This window comes from Halomonas beimenensis (assembly GCF_002549795.1).
Taxonomy (GTDB): domain Bacteria; phylum Pseudomonadota; class Gammaproteobacteria; order Pseudomonadales; family Halomonadaceae; genus Halomonas; species Halomonas beimenensis.
The window spans coordinates 99,527-118,114 of sequence record NZ_CP021435.1; the positions used below are offsets into that span (position 1 = coordinate 99,527).

General features: G+C 69.0%; 22 protein-coding genes. 8 read left to right on the top strand and 14 right to left on the bottom strand.

Annotated elements, in window-relative coordinates; genetic code table 11:
- Window positions 1-13: 13 nt before the first annotated feature.
- Window positions 14-427, top strand: a complete 414-nt coding sequence (locus tag BEI_RS00475) for a PaaI family thioesterase (protein WP_097787667.1) — start codon at window positions 14-16, stop codon at window positions 425-427.
- On the opposite strand, the gene BEI_RS00480 is transcribed toward BEI_RS00475, so the two are convergent.
- Entirely contained in the window at window positions 403-795 is a 393-nt protein-coding gene (locus tag BEI_RS00480; protein ID WP_097787668.1) for a DUF423 domain-containing protein, read from the bottom strand. The two genes, BEI_RS00475 and BEI_RS00480, sit on opposite strands and share 25 nt — an antisense overlap.
- A 96-nt stretch (window positions 796-891) precedes the next feature.
- Between BEI_RS00480 and thiS the strand changes: the two genes are divergently transcribed.
- Genes thiS through trmB form a run of 3 tightly spaced genes read left to right on the top strand, consistent with a single transcriptional unit; the run spans window position 892 to window position 2,713 of the window.
- Entirely contained in the window at window positions 892-1,092 is a 201-nt protein-coding gene (gene thiS / locus BEI_RS00485) for a sulfur carrier protein ThiS (RefSeq protein ID WP_097787669.1), read from the top strand.
- A 42-nt stretch (window positions 1,093-1,134) separates the two neighbouring features.
- Window positions 1,135-1,932, top strand: coding sequence for a thiazole synthase (locus tag BEI_RS00490; RefSeq protein ID WP_097787670.1), 798 nt, complete (start codon window positions 1,135-1,137; stop codon window positions 1,930-1,932).
- Between the two features lie 34 nt (window positions 1,933-1,966).
- A complete protein-coding gene (trmB, locus tag BEI_RS00495; RefSeq protein WP_097790946.1) occupies window positions 1,967-2,713 on the top strand; it encodes a tRNA (guanosine(46)-N7)-methyltransferase TrmB in 747 nt (248 codons plus the stop codon).
- A gap of 397 nt (window positions 2,714-3,110) precedes the next feature.
- On the opposite strand, the gene BEI_RS00500 is transcribed toward trmB, so the two are convergent.
- Window positions 3,111-4,025 carry an AEC family transporter gene (locus BEI_RS00500; protein WP_097787671.1) on the bottom strand — a complete coding sequence of 305 codons (915 nt, stop codon included), beginning with the start codon at window positions 4,023-4,025 and terminating at the stop codon, window positions 3,111-3,113.
- Between the two features lie 114 nt (window positions 4,026-4,139).
- On the opposite strand from BEI_RS00500, the gene BEI_RS00505 reads away from it, so the two are divergent.
- Window positions 4,140-4,652, top strand: a complete 513-nt coding sequence (locus BEI_RS00505; RefSeq protein ID WP_097787672.1) for a hypothetical protein — start codon at window positions 4,140-4,142, stop codon at window positions 4,650-4,652.
- The gene (locus BEI_RS00510) at window positions 4,649-5,254 is read left to right on the top strand and encodes an SCO family protein (RefSeq protein WP_097787673.1); all 606 of its coding nucleotides are present in this window, start codon (window positions 4,649-4,651) and stop codon (window positions 5,252-5,254) included. Before BEI_RS00505 ends, BEI_RS00510 begins: the two co-directional genes overlap by 4 nt.
- A gap of 151 nt (window positions 5,255-5,405) precedes the next feature.
- Here BEI_RS00510 and BEI_RS00515 read toward each other — a convergent pair whose 3' ends face one another.
- From BEI_RS00515 to BEI_RS00545, 7 genes are all read right to left on the bottom strand, one after another.
- The gene (locus BEI_RS00515) at window positions 5,406-6,449 is read right to left on the bottom strand and encodes an alpha/beta hydrolase family protein (RefSeq protein WP_097787674.1); all 1,044 of its coding nucleotides are present in this window, start codon (window positions 6,447-6,449) and stop codon (window positions 5,406-5,408) included.
- Window positions 6,450-6,459: 10 nt separating this feature from the next.
- Window positions 6,460-7,152 carry a BamJ family beta-barrel-assembly machinery protein gene (locus BEI_RS00520; RefSeq protein ID WP_097787675.1) on the bottom strand — a complete coding sequence of 231 codons (693 nt, stop codon included), beginning with the start codon at window positions 7,150-7,152 and terminating at the stop codon, window positions 6,460-6,462.
- A 102-nt stretch (window positions 7,153-7,254) separates the two neighbouring features.
- Entirely contained in the window at window positions 7,255-7,698 is a 444-nt protein-coding gene (locus tag BEI_RS00525; RefSeq protein WP_097787676.1) for a universal stress protein, read from the bottom strand.
- 27 nt (window positions 7,699-7,725) lie between these two features.
- A complete protein-coding gene (locus BEI_RS00530; RefSeq protein ID WP_097787677.1) occupies window positions 7,726-9,012 on the bottom strand; it encodes a TRAP transporter large permease in 1,287 nt (428 codons plus the stop codon).
- Between the two features lie 30 nt (window positions 9,013-9,042).
- Complete coding sequence (locus tag BEI_RS00535; RefSeq protein WP_097787678.1) at window positions 9,043-9,621, bottom strand: TRAP transporter small permease; 579 nt, start codon at window positions 9,619-9,621, stop codon at window positions 9,043-9,045.
- Between the two features lie 180 nt (window positions 9,622-9,801).
- Window positions 9,802-10,824 carry a TRAP transporter substrate-binding protein gene (locus BEI_RS00540; protein WP_097787679.1) on the bottom strand — a complete coding sequence of 341 codons (1,023 nt, stop codon included), beginning with the start codon at window positions 10,822-10,824 and terminating at the stop codon, window positions 9,802-9,804.
- Window positions 10,825-10,925: 101 nt separating this feature from the next.
- Window positions 10,926-11,438, bottom strand: coding sequence for a TIGR02444 family protein (locus BEI_RS00545; protein ID WP_097787680.1), 513 nt, complete (start codon window positions 11,436-11,438; stop codon window positions 10,926-10,928).
- Window positions 11,439-11,492: 54 nt separating this feature from the next.
- Here BEI_RS00545 and BEI_RS00550 point away from each other — a divergent pair, with 54 nt between their 5' ends.
- A complete protein-coding gene (locus BEI_RS00550) occupies window positions 11,493-13,436 on the top strand; it encodes an ABC-F family ATP-binding cassette domain-containing protein (protein WP_097787681.1) in 1,944 nt (647 codons plus the stop codon).
- 19 nt (window positions 13,437-13,455) lie between these two features.
- Here BEI_RS00550 and BEI_RS00555 read toward each other — a convergent pair whose 3' ends face one another.
- From BEI_RS00555 to thiD, 5 genes are all read right to left on the bottom strand, one after another.
- Window positions 13,456-14,847: a uracil-xanthine permease family protein gene (locus BEI_RS00555; RefSeq protein WP_097787682.1), complete on the bottom strand. Its 1,392-nt coding sequence runs from the start codon at window positions 14,845-14,847 to the stop codon at window positions 13,456-13,458.
- Window positions 14,848-15,007: 160 nt separating this feature from the next.
- Entirely contained in the window at window positions 15,008-15,448 is a 441-nt protein-coding gene (gene dtd, locus BEI_RS00560; protein ID WP_097787683.1) for a D-aminoacyl-tRNA deacylase, read from the bottom strand.
- A 68-nt stretch (window positions 15,449-15,516) separates the two neighbouring features.
- Window positions 15,517-16,083 carry a chalcone isomerase family protein gene (locus tag BEI_RS00565; protein ID WP_097787684.1) on the bottom strand — a complete coding sequence of 189 codons (567 nt, stop codon included), beginning with the start codon at window positions 16,081-16,083 and terminating at the stop codon, window positions 15,517-15,519.
- A gap of 81 nt (window positions 16,084-16,164) precedes the next feature.
- Window positions 16,165-17,010 carry a universal stress protein gene (locus BEI_RS00570; RefSeq protein WP_097787685.1) on the bottom strand — a complete coding sequence of 282 codons (846 nt, stop codon included), beginning with the start codon at window positions 17,008-17,010 and terminating at the stop codon, window positions 16,165-16,167.
- A 69-nt stretch (window positions 17,011-17,079) separates the two neighbouring features.
- Window positions 17,080-17,901 (bottom strand): bifunctional hydroxymethylpyrimidine kinase/phosphomethylpyrimidine kinase, encoded by an 822-nt coding sequence (thiD, locus tag BEI_RS00575; RefSeq protein ID WP_097787686.1) that lies wholly within the window; start codon window positions 17,899-17,901, stop codon window positions 17,080-17,082.
- A gap of 63 nt (window positions 17,902-17,964) precedes the next feature.
- Here thiD and BEI_RS00580 point away from each other — a divergent pair, with 63 nt between their 5' ends.
- Window positions 17,965-18,393, top strand: coding sequence for a YqaA family protein (locus BEI_RS00580; RefSeq protein ID WP_097787687.1), 429 nt, complete (start codon window positions 17,965-17,967; stop codon window positions 18,391-18,393).
- The last annotated feature ends 195 nt before the right edge of the window (window positions 18,394-18,588 follow it).

Below are 18,588 nucleotides of genomic sequence, written 5' to 3' on the forward strand. Positions count from 1 at the left end.
CAGGGAGCGCCCCATGACCGTGATGACCGCCGCCGCCATCGAGGAATTCCTCGACGAGGTCTTCCCCCAGCGTTCCGGGACCATCGAGGGCGTCGACGACATGCGCGCCACCATGAGCCTGGCCATCGAGGACGAGCACCTGCGTCCCGGTGCCAGCGTCTCCGGGCCCACCCTGATGGGGCTCGCCGATGTCTGTCTCTACGTGGCCATCCTGGCCCAGGTCGGGCCCGAGCCCATGGCCGTGACCAGCGACCTGCACTGCCGCTTCCTGCGCCGGCCGCGGGGCGATCGCGACATCATCGCCAACGCCCGGCTGCTCAAGCTGGGGCGGCGCCTGGCCGTCGGCGAGGTGCAGCTGTTCTCCGCCGGCGAGGAGGCCCCGGTGGCCCTGGTCACCGCGACCTATGTCTTGCCGGACGGCGACTGAGCCCGCCAGACCGTGGCGGCCAGCGCCAGCCAGCCGGCGATCAGCAGCAGTCCGCCGAGCGGGGTGATGGCCCCCAGGCCGCCCACCCCGCCGAGCGCCAGGGCGTACAGCGAGCCCGAGAACCCGATCACCCCGGCCAGCCACAGGCCCAGCACCCAGTGCTGGCCGGGGAGAGGGCGGGTGGCCCGCCAGGCCAGCACGCCGAGCATCGCCAGGCCGTGCCAGGCCTGGTAGCGCACGCCCGTCTCGTAGGCCGTCAGCAGCCGGGGCGTGAGCTCGTCTGCCAGGGCATGGGCGCCGAAGGCGCCGGCCATCACCGTCAGGGCGCCGGACAACGCCGTCGCCAGCCACCAGCCGCGGTCCTGCATCTCGTCTCTCCGGTCGTCGACTCGCGGCTACCGTACCCGGGGAGGCGCCGAGACGCTACAATATGGGCCCGCGAAACCGCAGTCCCGGAGGATGCCATGCAGATCCAGCTCAATGGCGAGGCCCGCACCCTCGAGGCCGAGGCCTCCGTGGCCCAGCTGGTCGAGTCCCTCGGCCTGGCCGGTCGGCGCATCGCCGTGGAGGTCAACGAGGAGATCGTCCCCAGGAGCGCTCACGGCGAGACGCGCCTGAGCGACGGCGACCGGGTGGAGATCGTCCATGCCATCGGCGGCGGCTGAGCCGCGCCCGTCCATCGACCCCCTATTCACAGGAGCCCTTCCATGACCGATTTCTTCCAGGACGCGCCGTTGCGGGTCGCCGGACGAGAGTTCGCCTCGCGCCTGCTGGTGGGCACCGGCAAGTACCGCGACTTCGACGAGACGGGCGAGGCCATCGCCGCCAGCGGCGCCGAGGTGGTGACCTTCGCGGTGCGGCGCACCAACCTGGGGCAGGACGCCGCGGCCCCCAACCTGCTCGACGTGATCTCCCCGGAGCGCTATACCCTGCTGCCCAACACCGCCGGTTGCTACACGGCCCAGGATGCGGTGCGCACCTGCCGACTGGCTCGGGAGCTGCTCGACGGCCATAACCTGGTCAAGCTCGAGGTGCTGGGCGACGACGCCACCCTCTACCCGAACGTGGTGGAGACCCTGGCCGCCGCCGAGACCCTGGTCGAGGACGGCTTCGATGTCATGGTCTACACCAGCGACGATCCCATCGTCGCCCGGGAACTGGAGCGGATCGGCTGCTGTGCGGTGATGCCGCTGGGCTCGCTGATCGGCTCCGGCCACGGTATCCAGAACCCCTACAACCTCCGCCTGATCATCGAGCAGGCCGGGGTGCCGGTGCTGGTGGATGCCGGCATCGGCACCGCCTCCGAGGCCGCCCAGGCCATGGAGCTGGGCTGCGATGGCGTGCTGATGAACTCCGCCATCGCCCACGCCCGCCAACCCGTACTGATGGCCAGCGCCATGAAGCAGGCGGTCCAGGCCGGCCGCGAGGCCTTCCTGGCCGGCCGGATGCCGCGCCGCCAGGGGGCCGACCCGTCCTCGCCGCTGGCGGGCCGCATCAACGCCTGATCTTCCCACTTCGCCACGAGACCCGATGCCGCGCATGAACGATTCGCAACACCCCGACCAGGCCCCGACCACCGGCCCCGAGAGCCCCGACGCGCCGCTGCACCGCCGCGGCATCAAGAGCTATGTGCTGCGCGCCGGACGCATGACCGCGGCCCAGACTCGGGGCCTCGAGGAGGTCTGGCCCCGCCTGGGCCTGACCCTCGCCGACGGCCGCCAGGACCTGGAGACGCTGTTCGGGCGCCGGGCTCCGGTGGTGGTCGAGATCGGCTTCGGCATGGGGGCCTCGCTGATCGAGCAGGCCGAGACCCATCCCGATACCGACTTCATCGGCATCGAGGTGCATGCGCCCGGGGTCGGCAAGTTGCTGGACGAGGCCGACAAGCGGGGCCTGACCAACCTGCGGGTCTACCGTGAGGATGCGCTGGCGGTGCTCGAGCGCTGCCTGCCCGAGGCCAGCCTGGATACCCTGCAGCTGTTCTTCCCCGATCCCTGGCCGAAGAAGAAGCATCACAAGCGGCGGATCGTCCAGCCGGCCTTCGTCGAGCTGGTGCGCACCCGCCTGAAGCCCGGCGGTACCCTGCACATGGCCACCGACTGGGAAGCCTACGCCGAGTGGATGGCCGAGGTGATGGAGGCCGCGCCGGGCTACGAGAACACCGCCGGCCCCGACACCGCCCCCTACGTGCCACGCCCCGAGTTCCGACCGCTGACCAAGTTCGAACGGCGCGGCGAGAAGCTGGGGCATGGGGTCTGGGACCTGATCTACCGTCGCACCGACTGAATCGGCTGGCTCTCGGGCGGCTGCCCGTGAGCCATGGCCTTCCGAGCGCTCGTCTCGCCATCCTCTTCGTTCTCCTCCTTGCGTGGTAGGCCTGGCCGCCTGCCGCGGTGCTACCTGATCGACCTTCATACAGGCGGAGGCGTTGTCGGCCTGGTCCGTCGGGTGCACTCGCAGGCTCGCTTGCCCGGCCACGCCGTACGCGGACCGGCCCCTCGAGCACGCAAAAGAAAGCCGCCCCGGGTGGGGCGGCAAAAGACCGTGACTAGCAATGAGGAGGAGAAACCCGTCAGGAGACTGGCAGGGCTCCTGACCGGCATGGCGCCTCATCCACGCCATGGGGGCAAGGTAAGGCATGGGCGGCAGCGCTGTCAATGCAAACGAGAATGTTTTTTATTCGCTATCCGGCAAGGCGGAGCCAGAGCGGCAGGCTGATCATGGCCATCAGGGTCTGACCGGTGATCATGGCCGCCATCAGCTCGGCATCGCCGCCCAGCTGGCGAGCGAGGACATAGGCGGAGGTGGCCGTGGGCAGGGCGGCGAACAGCAGGGCCACGTCGCGGCCCACCGGTCCAAGGCCGACCAGGCTGGCCAGTGCCAGCACCAGGGCCGGCAACAGCAGCAGCTTGACCAGGCTGGCGGCCCAGAGCCCGCCATCCCGTCGCATCAGGGCGGCCGGACGCAGGGCGACGCCCACCGCCACCAGCCCCAGGGGAAGCGCGGCCCGGCCGAGCAGGCTCACCGCCTCCCGGCTCCAGCCGGGCAGGCCGACCCCCGAGAGGTTGAGCCCCGCCCCGACGAGGCAGGCCAGGATCAGCGGATTGCGGGCCAGGGCGAGGAGGCTGGTGCGCAGGCCCGCATCGCCCAGGGTGCCGGCGGCGAGGAACGTCATCACGCACAGGACGTTGACCGCCGGCACCATCAGCGCCACGGCCACCGCCGCCACGGTCGCGCCGGCGCTGCCGTGCAGGGCGGCGGCGCCGGCGACCCCCACATAGGTATTGAAGCGTATCGCGCCCTGGAACACCGAGGTGAACGCCGCCGTGTCCAGCGCCAGGCGTCGGCGCAGGCCCCAGAGCAGCAGGCCGAACGCCGACAGGCTGCCCAGCAGCACCAGGGCGAGCCGGGCGACCGGAACCTGCCGGACGTCGGCCTCGGCCAGGGTCGCCACCAGCATCGCGGGAAACAGCAGGTAGTAGATCAGGCCCTCCAGGCGCGACCAGAAATCGCCCCCGGGAAAGCGTGCACGGCCGAGGGCCACGCCCAGCAGGATCAGCAGGAACAAGGGGCCCAGGGCGCCCGTCACGCCTTCCATGACGTCTCCTCTCCTTCTCGCCAGGCCTGCGACATCCGGGCTCACGGCGCCGCGGGCAAATGCTGGTAAGCTTACGCCCTTCCGCCCGTTCTTTGGAGGCATCGCGTCACCCCCATGTCACGTTCCGCCCCCACCGGGGACGCCTCCGGCAGGCCTCCCCTGCTGCGCCTGTTGATCGTCGTCACCCTGATGACCCTGAGCGTGGCGCTCTGGTACCTCGCCCGGCATGTCCTGAGCGGGGACGAGGTGCGCTGGACCCCGCCGTCGGCGCCTTGCGAGCTTCAGGCCGGCCCGTGCAGTGTCGTCCTGGACGATGGCTCGACCCTGACCCTGGCGATCCAGTCCCAGGGGCCCATTCGCGCGCTCGAGACCCTGCCGATGGAGGTGCGCCTGGAGGGGGAGACGGCCGAATCGGCGATGGTGACCTTCGTCGGACGGGACATGGACATGGGATTGCATCGTTTCCCCCTGACGGCCATGGGGGAGGGACGCTTCCGCGGGAACGGCCAGGTGGCGTTGTGTACGGAGGCGGTGATGCCCTGGCGGGCGGAGGTGACGGTGGACACCCCCCGGGGCCGCCTGGGAAGCTGGTTCGACTTCGAGGTGACGAGGGGGAATACGCCATGACCCGTCAGGGACGCATCGGCCTGGCCCTGGGCGCCGCCCTGCTGGCGGCCACTGCCGTCTGGCTCGGCTATCAGCACTGGACGGGCGGTCGCGACGGCCTGCCCGAGGGCGGCCCCATCGAGCTGCCGTCCACTCAGGGCGAGTTCTCGCTCCGCCAGCTGGACGAGGACCAGCTGGCGGTGGTCTTCTTCGGCTACACCTGGTGCCCGGATGTCTGTCCCATGAGCCTGGCCGTGGTGCGTCAGGCTCGCGGAGCGCTGCCCGAGGCCCAACGCGAGCGGGTGGTGCCGCTGATGGTGTCGGTGGACCCCGAGCGCGATACCCTGGCCCGGCTGGAAGAGTATCTCGCCTACTTCGGCGAGGCCTTCATCGGGGCCACCGGCAGCCAGGCCCAGCTCGAGGACATCGCCGAGCGGTACGGGGTGGTGTGGCGCAAGGTCGAGACCCCGGATTCGGCGCTGGACTATACCGTCGACCACACCGCCTCGCTATACCTGGTCGACGCCGCGGGGGAGATCCGGCGGCGGGTCCTCCACTCGCCGACCCCCGGGCCGCTCCAGGCGGCGCTCGAGGCCGAGATCGGCGGGAGGCAGGGCGGGTAGGCGAGCCTGCACACGCACCCGCCATGGCGGCGGCAGAGTCGCTCCGCTTATCGACCCTGCGCCGCTGGCATGGTTACGGTGACCGTGACGGGGGCGTCCCTGGGACAGCCAAGCGCGCCTGCGAGGATTCCCGAGGGACCCCGCGTCGGCGTCACTCGCCGGGGGTGGCCTGCAGACGGTCGAGCATGGCCATCAGGGCCTCGACCTGGCTGCCGCGACGGGAGTCATGCAGCGGGTCGAGCTGCCAGGCACTCTCCGCGTATCCCCACCAGTCCCAGCACCCCTTGGGGTTGGCCAGGCTCGCCTCCGCCTGGGGATAGAGCACGATCCGCCGGTCCCTGGCCGCCCAGGCATTGAGACCGCTGTGGCGCACGAACGCCTCGTCCCCCTCCGCGGCACTCATCTCGCAGCCGTGCAGGGCGAGGGTCACCGCGCAGCCCCCGGTCTCGCAGGCATTCGGGAGGTACGCATAGCCGGTGTCGGCCAGGCCGCGGGCGTCGAAGGCCGTCTGGTCGAAAGCCACCAGCCGTCCCGTCCCGGCTCCCGACTCCCCTGCCGGCGGGCCGTGCAGCCAGTCCAGCGCCTCGGCGGCGAGGTCCCGGCCGCAGGCCAGCAGGTGGCTGCCGCCGCCTTCGTCGCACGCCGCCAGGGCCCGCTGCGGGGCCTCGCCGTCCTCCCCGACCGGCCAGCCATGGGCCGCCTGCTCGTCACGCACGACGCGCAGCTGGTCGTCGGGGGCCGCCAGCCAGCGCGACAGCTGCTCGACCAGGGCATCGCCCAGGGACGGCGCCACGGTCTCGTCGGCCCCGCCATGCCAGACGTAGGCGCGGAGCCTGGCCAGCGCCTCGGGCTGGCCGACCAGGTCGCGGGCGAGGTAGTCATGGTGGCGATCCCTGATGGCGGCGAGATCGGGCGGACCCAGGCGGGTGAACATGCATTGGCCGAGCGCCAGGCTCAGCTCGCCCCGGGCGCAGCCCCAGGGGCCGGCCGCGACCACCCCGAGGCCGGCGAAGCGCGAGGGCCAGGCCACGGCGAGCTGGGTGGCCATGTAGCCCCCCGAGGAGACGCCGATCACGCTGGTCCCTTCCTGGCTGGCGGCCAGGGCGGGCAGGTCGTCGGGCGTTTCCTGGGCAGGTATCGAGGCGGCCGGCCCCAGAACGAGGCCGGCCGCCAGCAGAACGGTCTTGAGCGTCATGGCCGCGGCGTCATTCCCCGGCCGGGGTGACGTCGAGAAGCTCGACCTTGAACACCAGGGTCTCATGGGGGCCGATCGGGCCCTGTCCCCGAGCGCCATAGGCCAGGTCGGAGGGGATCACGATCTCCCAGGTGTCACCAACGTCCATCAGCTGCAGGGCTTCCTGCCAGCCTTCGATGACCTGGCCGACACGGAAGCTCACCGGTTCGCCGCGCTCATAGGAGCTGTCGAAGACGGTGCCGTCGATCAGCTGGCCCTCGTAGTGAACCTCGACGGTGTCGTCGGCCCCGGGGGAGGCCCCGTCACCGGACTCGAGCTCGCGGTACTGCAGGCCGGAGTCGGTGGTGGTGACGCCTTCCTGCTCGGCGTTCTCGGCCATATAGGCCTCGCCCTCGGCCTTGTTGGCCTCGGCCTGCTGCTCGGCCTCGGCGGCGCGGGCCGCCATGGCCTCCTGCTGGAACGTCTGCAGCGCCGCCGCCATCTCCTCGTCGCTCATCTGCAGCTCGTCGCCGGCGAAGACGTCGCGCACCGCCTGGGTGAAGGCGTCGACGTCCAGGTCGGAGACGTCCTGCTGGATGCTCTTGCCCAGGGTCACGCCGAGGCTGTACCCCAGGCGCTCCTCGTCGGTTTCCGGCGCGGCCAGCGCCAGAGGGGCGGCGGTCAGCAGGGCCGTCAGGGAAGCGGTGGTCAGCAGTGTCTTCATGGAAAAGCCTTGTGCTGCGGCGCCTTGGCGCCATGGATGGATGGAATCCATGCGACTCTAACAGGGCCGCGTCGGTTCCGCATCCGCCGACCCGCCACCGCCTCACACCACCAGGGTGGGGCAGGAGGCGGAGCCCGCCACCCGCTGGGCGACGCTGCCCAGCAGCAGGCCCTTGTCGCCGTTGGTCCCCTGGGCGCCGATCACGATCAGGTCGCATTCGCGCTTGCGGGCGAAGCGCACGATGGTCCGGGAGGGGCGCCCGCCCTTGACGAAGGCGCGCAGCTTCTCGGCGGGAACGCCGAGCTCGGCGGCGTGCGCCTTGGCCTGCACGGCGATCTCCGTGGCGTATTCCTTCAGGGCGTCGTCGGGGATGTCGAGCTTCTCGGGCCGGATCATGGACAGCGAGGCCTCGAGCAGGCTGTGATGCTTGAACACGCACAGGACATAGAGTTCGGCGCCGGTGAGGCGCTGGAGCTCGGCGGCCTTCTCCAGGGCCTTGATGGCCCCCTTGGAGCCATCCACCGGCACCATGATCCGATTGAACATCGTCACCTCTCCTCCTCGGGTCCAGGGTCAGCCGCGGAAGGCCAGGTCACGCAGGAACAGGGCGATCTGCGGGAAGATGATCAGCAGGGCGGCCGCCAGCACGAGCAGCACCACGAAGGGCGGCGTGCCCTTGATCACGTCCAGGTAGGGCCGCTTGAAGATGGCGATGGCGGTGAAGATGTCGCAGCCGAAGGGTGGCGTCGCCGAGCCGATGGCCACCTGCAGGGTGATCAGGATGCCCACCAGCACCGGGTCCAGACCGGTGGCCTCGACGGCCGGGGCGAAGATCGGCGTCAGCACCAGGATGACCACGATGGGGTCGACGAACATGCAGGCCACGAAGAAGGCCACGCAGATTGCGATCAGCACCCCCGTGGGGCCGGCCTCGTTGATCCCCACGGCCTCGAGGATCGTCTGGGGGATCTGGGCGAAGGAGATGATCCAGGAGAAGCCGTTGCCCACCGCCACCAGGATGAAGACCACGGCGGTGATCAGGCCGGTGGACTTGGCGATGGCGTAGATGTCGGCCACCTTCAGCGAGCGGAAGACCACGAACTCGAGGAGGATGGCATAGAGCACGCAAGCCGCGGCGGCCTCGGTGGGGCTGAAGATGCCGCCGTAGATGCCGCCGACGATGATCACCGGGAAGCCCAGTGGCCAGAGCGCCATGCGCACGGCGGAGAACCGCTCGCCCCAGCTGGACTTGGGTTCGGTGGGCACGTCCCGGATCACGGCGTAGGTCACGCAGTAGAGCGAGAACATGAGGAGGATCAGCAGCCCCGGCCCGATGCCGGCGATGAACAGCTCGCCGATGGAGGTGCCGGAGATGACCCCGTAGATGATCATGCCGATGCTGGGCGGGATCAGGAAGGCGATGTCGCTGGAGTTGATGATCAGCGCCAGGGTGAAGGAATCGGAATAGCCGGCCTTGAGCATCTTCGGGCGCAGCGGCGAGCCCACCGCCACCACCGTGGCCTGGGTGGAACCGGAGACCGCCCCGAAGAGGGTGCAGGAGGCCGCGGTGCTGACCGCCAGGCCGCCCTTCACGTGGCCGATGAAGGACATCACCATGTTGATCAATCGGTCGGCCGACTGGCCGCGGGTCATGATGTCCGCGGCGAGGATGAACATGGGCACCGCGATCAGCGACGCGGGGCGGATCCCCGCCATCATCTGCTGGATCAGCGTCTCCATCTGGCCCAGGCCGTTGAACATCATGTAGAAGCCGATGGCCGCCGCGGTGATCAGCGGGATCATCATCGGAAAGCCCAGCAGCAGCAGGGCAATCATGGTTACTACCATTACTGTCGTCATCTTGCGTTCCCCCGGGCCTGATGCCCTCCGTCAGACTTCCGTTTCCGTGTCCTTGTAGCCGTCGAGTACCGTGGTCGAGAGATAGACGTCACGGGAGGTCATGTTCTTGATGGCCGTGAGCAGGTACTGGATGCCGGTGATCAGAAAGCCCAGGGGAACCCAGACATAGATGATGAAGATGGGGAAGCCCAGTGCCGGGAGGATGCGGCCCTTGTCGTAGAGATCGACGATGTAGAGGACCGAGTAGTAGAGCAGGAAGAACATCACCAGGGAGGTGAACAGCGAGATCACGATCATCAGCGCCCGCCGGCCGCCCACCGGCAGGGCGTCGTAGATGGCCGACATGCGGATGTGACGGCCATGGCGGGCCGCATAGCCGATACCGGCGAAGGTGATCATGATGATCAGGATGCGGTTGATCTCCCCGGAGAAGAAGATGCTCTCCCCGAGGACGAAACGGCCGATGACGTTGGCGATGGTGTTGGTGGCCATCAGCAGCACGCCGACGGCGAGGATCACCGCCTCGAGCTTGCTGATGAAGGTATCGATCACGCCCAGGAAGCCCGGCAACCCGGAGCGGTAGTTCTTCTCGGAATCTTCTTCGGTCATGGCCGTACTCCCTTGCAGCGGACATGGCGACAAAACGATGTCCCTGTCGAGCAGCGTAATGGCTCGCACCATGTCGGGACGGTCATCGCCTCAACGTTGGGTGAACGCTGATGGGCGGGCCGCCAACGAAGCGGGGGCAGCCTGGCTGCCCCCTTGATGCACCTTCTTGGTCGTGACGGATCAGCCCTGATCCTGCTCGACGGCCTCGAGGTCTTCCTTGAACTGCTCGAGCAGGGCGGCACCGTCCTCGCCGGTCATCTCGAGGAACTTCTCCTCGACCTGGGGCGCGCGCTCCTTGAAGGCCTGGATCTGCTCGTCGGTGAGGCGGGTCACCGTGACCTCGTCGGACGCCTCCTGGATCTTGGCCAGGGATTCCTCGGCCAGGCCCTGGATGTGCTCGATGGTGTGGTCATAGGCCGCGTCGGCGGCATCCTGCACCAGCTGCTGGTCCTCGTCGGAGAGGCCCTGGTAGAAGTCCAGGTTGGCCATCATGGCGGTGGTGAACCAGCCATGACCGGTGAAGGTCAGGTGCGGCGAGACCTCGTAGAGGCCGCCGGACTCGATCCAGAAGATGGGGTTCTCCTGACCGTCGATGATGCCGGTCTGAAGACCGCCGTAGACCTCGCCCCAGGGCAGCGGAGTCGCCGTGGCGCCGAAGGCGTTGTAGGTCTCGGCGAGCAGGGGGTTGGTCATGACCCGGATCTTCTTGTTGTCGAAGTCCGCGGGCTCGGTGATCGGCTCGTCGGCGGTGACCACCATCTCGCCTTCCGGGTACATCTGGAGGAGTTTCAGGCCATGCTCGGCGTAGAGCTCGGGGAACATCTCGTTGATGGCCTTGCTCTCGTCGAAGAACTCCAGGACGGTGTCCATGTCGGTCGGCATCAGATAGGGGATGAAGAAGATCTGAGCCGCAGGGATGAGGGCGCCGGTGAAGCCGGGTGACTGGTTGACGAACTGGAGGATACCGTTCTGGGTCTGCTCCATGATGTCGTCTGACTCGCCGAGCTCGCCGAAGCGATAGATCTGCACGCTGTGGTCGGAGTTCTCTTCGATGTACTCCTTGAATGCCACCGCGAAGACGTCCTGGACATCGCCCTCGTATTCCTCGTGAGCGTAACGCCAGTTGTCGGAATAGGCGGCGGTGGACATGCCGAACATCAGGGCGCCGATACCGGCGGTGGTCAACAGCTTGTGTGCCTTCATTATGTTGCGTCCTCTGCAGGTTCGGCCGGAGAATTCGGGACGAGTTCTCCAGCGAAAACGAAGGGTTGTATTACGCAGATATATTCAGGCTAGCTGGGGGGTTATAAGGGGTCAAGCCGGTCCGCCAACGTTTCCAATGCCAAAAAGTGCGACTTCTTGCGGAGTTGCGCACAGCAGGACAGGACGCTCGGGAAGCGGGTGGAAGGGGGCAGGGAGCGGAGAGGCGGGCCGTCGAGGCTCCAGCGCTCCAGGCGAGCCAGGGCCTCGCGCTCGGCCGCCAGCTCGGCGGCCTTGATCCGCTCGCGCAGCGCGGCGACGCTTGCCCGCTCGACGGCCTCGGCCTTGAGGTCGCGACGCAGCCGGCGCAGGGGGGCAGTGACCTCGGCCTGCCAGCGTCGCACCTCCTCGGGCAGGGGGCCGGCGGCCAGGCCATGGCGGAACAGCCAGCATCGCCACAGCAGCTCGATCACCTCGAGACCCGCATCGTCCTGCAGGTGCAGGCAGGCGGCCTCGACGCCCGGCCGGGCATAGAGCGCCAGGGCGAAGTCCCAGAGCGGCTCGGCCGCGAGACGGGGCCGCAGAGCCGAGACCGATTCGGTAGAATCGGGTGTCATGATCCCGCTGTCGTCGCCATGGCGGCAGCCTCATGCCATTTCCGTGGAGCCTGCATGATCGCACTGCGCCAAGTTTCCCTGCAACGCGGCACCCAAGCCCTGCTCGAGGACGCCGACCTGACCCTCCATGCCGGCCACAAGGCAGGCATCGTGGGGCCCAACGGCGCGGGCAAGTCCAGCCTGTTCGGCCTGCTGCGCGGCGAGCTGGCGCCCGATCGGGGGGAGCTCGAGATGAGCGGCGGCCAGCGGATCGCCCACATGGCTCAGGAGGTGGAGGCGCTGGAGCGCAGCATCGTCGACTATGTGCTCGATGGTGACCACGCCCTGCGCGAGGCCGAGGCGGCGCTGGCCGCGGCCCGGGCCCGGGGCGACGACCACCGCGAGGCCGAGCTGCACGGCACCATCGAGGCCCTGGACGGTTACAGCGCCCCGGCGCGGGCGGCCCAGCTGCTGGTCGGTCTGGGCTTCGAGCAGGCCGACCTGACACGGCCGCTGGCCGATTTCTCCGGAGGCTGGCGGATGCGGGTCAACCTGGCCCGCACCCTTTTCATGCCCTCGGACCTGTTGCTGCTCGACGAGCCGACCAACCACCTGGACCTCGATGCCCTGCTGTGGCTGGAGCAGTGGCTCGGTCGCTATCCGGGCACCCTGCTGCTGATTTCCCATGATCGCGACTTCCTGGACGCCGTCTGCGACCATATCGTGCACTTCGATCGTCGTCGTCTGGTGCTCTACCGGGGCAACTACTCCACCTTCGAGCACACCCGGGCCGAGAAGCTGGCGCTGCAGCAGGCCGAGGCCGCCAAGCAGCAGGCCCGCAAGGAAGAGATCGAGCGCTTCGTGGCGCGCTTTCGCTACAAGGCCACCAAGGCCCGCCAGGCCCAGAGCCGCCTGAAGATGCTCGAGCGCATGGGGGAGATCGCCGTGGCCCACGTCGACTCGCCCTTCCATTTCACCATTCCCGCCGCGGACAAGACCTCCCACCCCCTGCTGGTGCTTGACGGGGCCCGCCTCGGCTATCCCGGGGAGCAGGGCGACAGCGTCCAGCTCGAAGGCGTCAACCTGACCCTGCTGCCGGGTCAGCGCATCGGCCTGCTGGGCCCCAACGGCGCCGGCAAGTCGACCCTGATCAAGTCGCTGACCGGGGAGTTGCCGCTGCTCGACGGGCAGCGGGTGCCCGGCGAGCACCTGGCCATCGGCTACTTCGCCCAACACCAGCTGGAGGGACTGGATCTCTCGGCGACGCCCTTCCTTCATGTACAGCGCCTCTCGCCCCGGGCCGCCGACCTGGAGATCCGCAACTTCCTGGGCGGCTTCGGCTTCCATGGGGACGACGTCTTCGCCGAGGTGGCGCGCTTCTCCGGGGGCGAGAAGGCTCGGCTGGCCCTGGCCCTGGTGGCCTGGCAGAAACCCAACCTGCTGCTGCTCGACGAGCCGACCAACCACCTGGACCTGGAGATGCGGGAGGCGCTCACCGAGGCCCTGGCGAGCTTCGAGGGCACCGTGATCGTGGTCTCCCACGACCGCCACCTGTTGCGGGCCACCGTGGATGAGTTCTGGCGGGTCGCCGACCACCGGGTGACGCCCTTCGATGGCGACCTGGACGACTACCGGGCCTGGCTGAAGACTCGCCTCGAGCAGGAGCGTCGCGAGGCGCGCCACGACAAGGCCGAACGCCAGGAGGCCGCCGAGGCGAGCCGGGAGGACCGCAAGGCGGCGCGCCGGGCCGCCGCCGAGCTGCGCGAGAAGCTGCGTCCCCTCAAGCGCGAGCGCGATCGGGTCGAGCGGGAGATGGACAAGGCGCAGGGACGGCTGGCCGATCTGGAGGAGACCCTGGCCGATGCCGCGCTCTACACCGACGAGGCACGCAAGGAGGAGCTGACGGCGTGCCTGGCCGAGCAGGCCGAGCTCGCCGCCCGTCTCGAGGGGCTCGAGCAGGAGTGGCTGGCGGCGGAGGAGGCCCTGGAGCGGCTGCAGGCCGAGCTCCAGGCCTCCTGAGGGAGGTCCCTGCCGCGTCTCAGGTCGAGGCCGGCCGGGCGGTATGCCCTTCGCCGCCTGACGCGTCCTGCATCCTGCGAGCGATGGTCTCGCGCTCGCGACGCTCGTCGTCGAGGCTCTTGCGGGGCAGGATCAGGTTGAGGGTGACCGCCACCAGGGCGGCGACCACGATCGGCGAGCCGCCGATCACCAGCTTGACCATCGCCGGGAAGCCGGCAATCGCCTCCGGGGCGGCATAGATGCCCAGGCTCAGGGCGAGCGCCAGGCTGGCGATGGTGATGTTGCGTGACGACAGCTCGTCCCGGGTCAGCAGCTGGATGCCGGTCATGGTGATCATGCCGAAGACGGTGACGGTGGCGCCACCCAGCACCGGATAGGGGATCGTCGTCATCAGGGCGCCGAACTTGGGCACCAGGCCGGCCAGCAGCATGAAGCCCGCCGCCAGCGCCAGCACGGTGCGGCTGATCACCTTGGTCATGGCCACGATCCCCACGTTCTGGCTGTAGGAGGCGGTGGGCAGGGCGCCGAACAGCGAGCCCAGCGCGGTGCACAGGCCATTGCCCAGCAGCCCGCCGGACAGTTCCCGGGGGCCCAGCTCACGGTTCATTCCGCCCACGGTCGTGGCCGAGAGGTCGCCGATGGTCTGCACCGAGTTGATCACGCAGATGATCACCAGGGAGACGATCGCGGCGGGGTGGAAATGCAGCTCGAAGGGCAGCAGTCGGGGGGCGCTGAACCAGGCGGCCTCGGCGACCGGCGAGAAATCCACCATGCCCAGTGCCAGGGCCAGACCATAGCCCACCAGGATGCCGCAGATTATCGCCGAGAGCTTCATGAAGCCCCGGGCGAACTGCGAGACACCCAGCACCACCAGCAGGGTCACCCCGGCCACCCACCATTGCCGTGGCTCGCCATAGCCGGCCTCGCCGATGCCGCCGGCCATGTAGTTGATGGCGATGTCGTAGAGCGACAGGCCGATCACCAGTACCACGGTGCCGGCGACCACCGGGGGAAAGAAGTGCCGGATGTGGCGGATCCCCAGCCCGACCAGGATCATGGCCACGCCGCCGATCACCTGGGCGCCGAGGATGCCCTCGAGGCCGTACTGGGCGCCGACCGCGGTGAGCGTCGGCACGTAGGCGAAACCGACCCCGAAGATGGACGGCAGGCGAGCACCGAAGCGGCGAATCCCGTACAACTGGAGCAGCGTCGAGCCCCCGGAGGCCAGCAGCGAGATCTGGATCAGCCACATGGTATCGCCGAGGGAAGCCCCCACGGCGCCGGCGACGATGATCGGCACGGTCACCGTGCCCATGATCATGGCCAGGATGTGCTGCAGCGAAAGGGGCAGGGCGCGCGTCAGCGGCGGCCGCCCCTGGAAGTCGAAGACCGAAGTGCTTTGCTTGGGCATGGAGACAATCACCGGTTGTTTTTGTACACAATTTATGTGGCGGCCATTGTCCACTATGCGCAAACGATTTCCAATTTTCCGATCTAAGACCAAAGGAGGGGGTGTCGGCTTGATCGCCGATCGCCGGCGAAGCGGTCCGTCGGTCGACCCCAGCAGTTGCCTAGCGGCTCTCCAGCAGGAAGGTCACCGGGCCATCGTTGACCAGGGCCACCTGCATGTCGGCGCCGAACTCGCCGGTGGCGACCCGGGGCCAGGCCTCCCGGGCCCTGGCGACCAGGTGGTCGAACAGCCGCCGTCCTTCCTCGGGAGGCGCGGCGCTGGAGAAACTGGGCCTCATGCCCTTGCGGGTGTCGGCGGCCAGGGTGAACTGGGAGACCAGCAGCAGCCCGCCATCGGCTTGCTGCAGGTTGAGGTTCATCCTGTCCTGAGCGTCGGGGAACACCCGATAGTGCAGCAGCTTGTGGAGCAGTCGCCCGGCCTGGGTCTCGTCGTCGTCCTTCTCGACGCCGATGAAGGCCAGCAGGCCGTGATCGATGGCGCCGGTCTCCCGGCCGTCCACGGTCACGCTGGCATGGCGAACGCGCTGTATCAGGGCTTTCATCTCGGAGGACTCCCATGGGTGATGAAAGGCCCGATTCTAGCAGCCCGCCAGGGTGAGGCGGCGTCGCGTCACCGCCCCAGCAGGGCGTCGCGGAAGCCCTCGCCCAGCGGCGCCTCGCCGAGCCAGATGCCGAACAGGGCGTCGGCCAGGGCCGGTTCCGGTCGTTCATAGAGGGGCCGGCCGTTCAGCGCCAGGCTCAGGACCTCACCGTTCCAGGTCAGGGCGTAGCGGTCGCCTGGCGTCACGTCCCGGTAGTGATCGTTGAAGGTGCCCAGCGCCGGCGCCAGCGCCTGGAAATCGGCGGCCGTCAGCTGGTCGCGCAGGGTGTCGCGGGTCACCTCGGCGAAATCGCCGGCCTCGATGGCATGGAAGTACTCGAGCTCCAGGCGTCGGGGCACGTGGGTCGCCTGGGGCGCCGGGCGGGGGAAGCCCTCGGCCTGATAGTAGGCGCCGGCGTAGGCATCCCAGATCAGGTAGCGGAACAGGCCATGGCCGATGAGCCGGTAGGTCCGGCCCTGGGCGTCCAGCCGGGACGCGAAGGTCACGCCCTTCACCTCCACGCTGGCGCCGGCCGATGCCGGTCCCAGCAGCAGGGCGAGGATCAGGGGGGCGAGGAACAGGCGCAGGGTCGGCATGGGACACCTCCGGTAATTGGGGGAGCTTGTCCCATGCAGACACCAAATTTCTGTACAGGTTCTGTGTAAGTTTTGCCTTCGTCACCAGGCGCGACACAGCATGATGTCGCAGTGGGGCTCGGCGAGCAGGCGCTCGGTGATCTGGCTCTGCCGATTGAGCTGGCCGCGGCTGCCCAGGGCCAGCAGGTCGGGCGGCTGTCGCCGCAGGCGCGTCATCAGCACTTCCAGGGGGTCGCCTTGCTCGAGAACGAGCTCGAGTTCGGGCACGTCCTCGAGCTCGCTCATCAGCTGCTCGGTCTCCTGCTCCAGGTGCTGGCGCAGCCGGCCCACCTCACGATCCCGCCAGCGGGCGTAGTCGGTGTCGGAGCCCAGCTCTCGCTCCCCGGGGATGTTCCAGGCATGCAGCAGGGTCAGCTTGCCGTCGGGGAAGCGCTTGAGCGTCTCGCGCAGGGTATGGCGGGAGGTCAGCGAGAAATCCACCGGCACCAGGATGTCGTACCAGTCCTGGGTGGCCGGGTGGCTCACCGACAGCACCGGGCAGGGCGCGCTGCGCAGCACCCGCGCCAGGGTCGTGCCACCCACCAGGTCCGGCTGCCCGCGCTTGCGATGGGCGCCGAGGATGATCATGTCGGCCTCGCGCTCGTGGGCCTCCCGGATGATCTCGGCATAGGGGGAGCCGGCAACCGTCTGGATCAGGCTCGTCGGCTCGGCCAGGGCGTAGTCCTCGCGGATATCGGTGAGGGTGGCGCCGATATCGGCGACCACGGCCTCCTCGAGATCGTGCAGGACGCGACGCGGCAGGTAGGGATCGAGCACGTGCACGATGTCGAGCCGGGCACCGGTCTCGCCGGCCAGGCGGATGGCCCGGGCGAAGGCGGCACGGTTCTCGGCGGAGAGGTCGCAGGCGAACAGCAGGGTGCGGGACATGGCACAACCCTCATGCAGCCGGGGGACCGTTACAGGATGGGCGCCCCGGGCATCCCCTGCAAGCCGGGGCTACCACAGGCCATGGAAATGGTGCACCGGGCCTCGCCCCCGGCCCACCGCCAGGCGGCTGCTGGCCTCCAGGGCGGCATGCAGCCAGCGCTTGGCCCCGCCGATGGCCTCGACGATGGCGGCGGACGAGGCGTCCGGGGGCAGGTGAGCCAGGTGGGCGGCGATGGCCGAGGACAACGCACAGCCGGTGCCGTGAAGGTTGTCGGTGGCGATGCGTGGCGCCGGGAGCCACTCGCTTCCCGAGGGCGTGGCCAGCAGGTCCGGGCAGGTCTCGCCGCTCAGGTGACCGCCCTTGAGCAGCACATGGGGCGCCCCCAGGGCCTGCAGGCCAGGCAGCATGGCCTCCATGGCCTCGGGCCGGTCCGGGGCCGCGACGCCCAGCAGGACCGCGGCCTCGGGCAGGTTGGGGGTGATGACGTCCGCCAACGGCACCAGCACGTCCCGCACCGCCGCGATGCCGGCGGCATCCACCAGGACGTCGCCGCTCTTGGCCACCATCACCGGGTCGAGTACGATCCAGCGCGGCCGGCGGCGCGCGAGGCCCTCGGCCATGGTCTCGGCCACCCGGCGATCGGCCACCATGCCGATCTTGACGGCATCGATGGGCACGTCATCCAGCAGGTTCTCGAGTTGCTCGCCGATCACCTCGGCCGGCACCGGGTGCACGGCGGCCACGCCTTGGGTGTTCTGGGCGATCACCGCCGTGATGACGTTGGTGGCATAGGTACCGAGGGCGGACAGGGTCTTGAGGTCGCCCTGCAGGCCGGCGCCCCCGGAGGGGTCGGAGCCGGCGATGGTCAGGGTATGGGGAATGGAGGACATCGGCTTGTCGTCTCGTCACGGGAAACCGCCGACCAGCATACGCCAGCGGGGCGGGCCGCGACCATGCTGAGCCTCTTCCTGGTGGCCCTGGCCAGCGCCAGCCTGCTGCCCGGCGGCTCGGAGGTCTGGCTGGCGCGGCAGTGGTGCCAGGAGCCGGCGCCCCTGGCCCTCTGGGCGGTGGCGACCGCCGGGAATACCCTGGGCAGCCTGATCAACGTGGCGTTGGGGCGCTATGCCCGACACTTCCAGGGCCGCCGCTGGTTTCCCGCCAGCCCGCAGGGGCTGGCGCGGGGCGAACGCTGGTATCGACGCTTCGGCGAGTGGAGCCTGCTGCTGGCCTGGGCGCCGGTGGTCGGCGATCCGCTCACCGTGCTGGCCGGCGTCTTCCGGCTGGCCTGGTGGCGGACAACCCTGTGGCTCCTGGTCGCCAAGGGCGGCCGCTACGCCCTGGTGCTGTGGCTCGCCGATGCCTGGCTCGCTCCCTACTGCTGACCGCGCCGCCGTCGGACAAGACGCCGTTTGTCTTCTAGCAGCCTGTCGGGTTTGACCGATCGTCACGAGAATCACGGATTTCGAGTCAAATTGATCGATCGATTGAGGCGAATAGCCCGCTATTTAACGAAATGGATCGAATCAAGTTGGCCGAAAGACCGGGATTCGCAGTAGATCAGCGTTAAGTCCGACAGG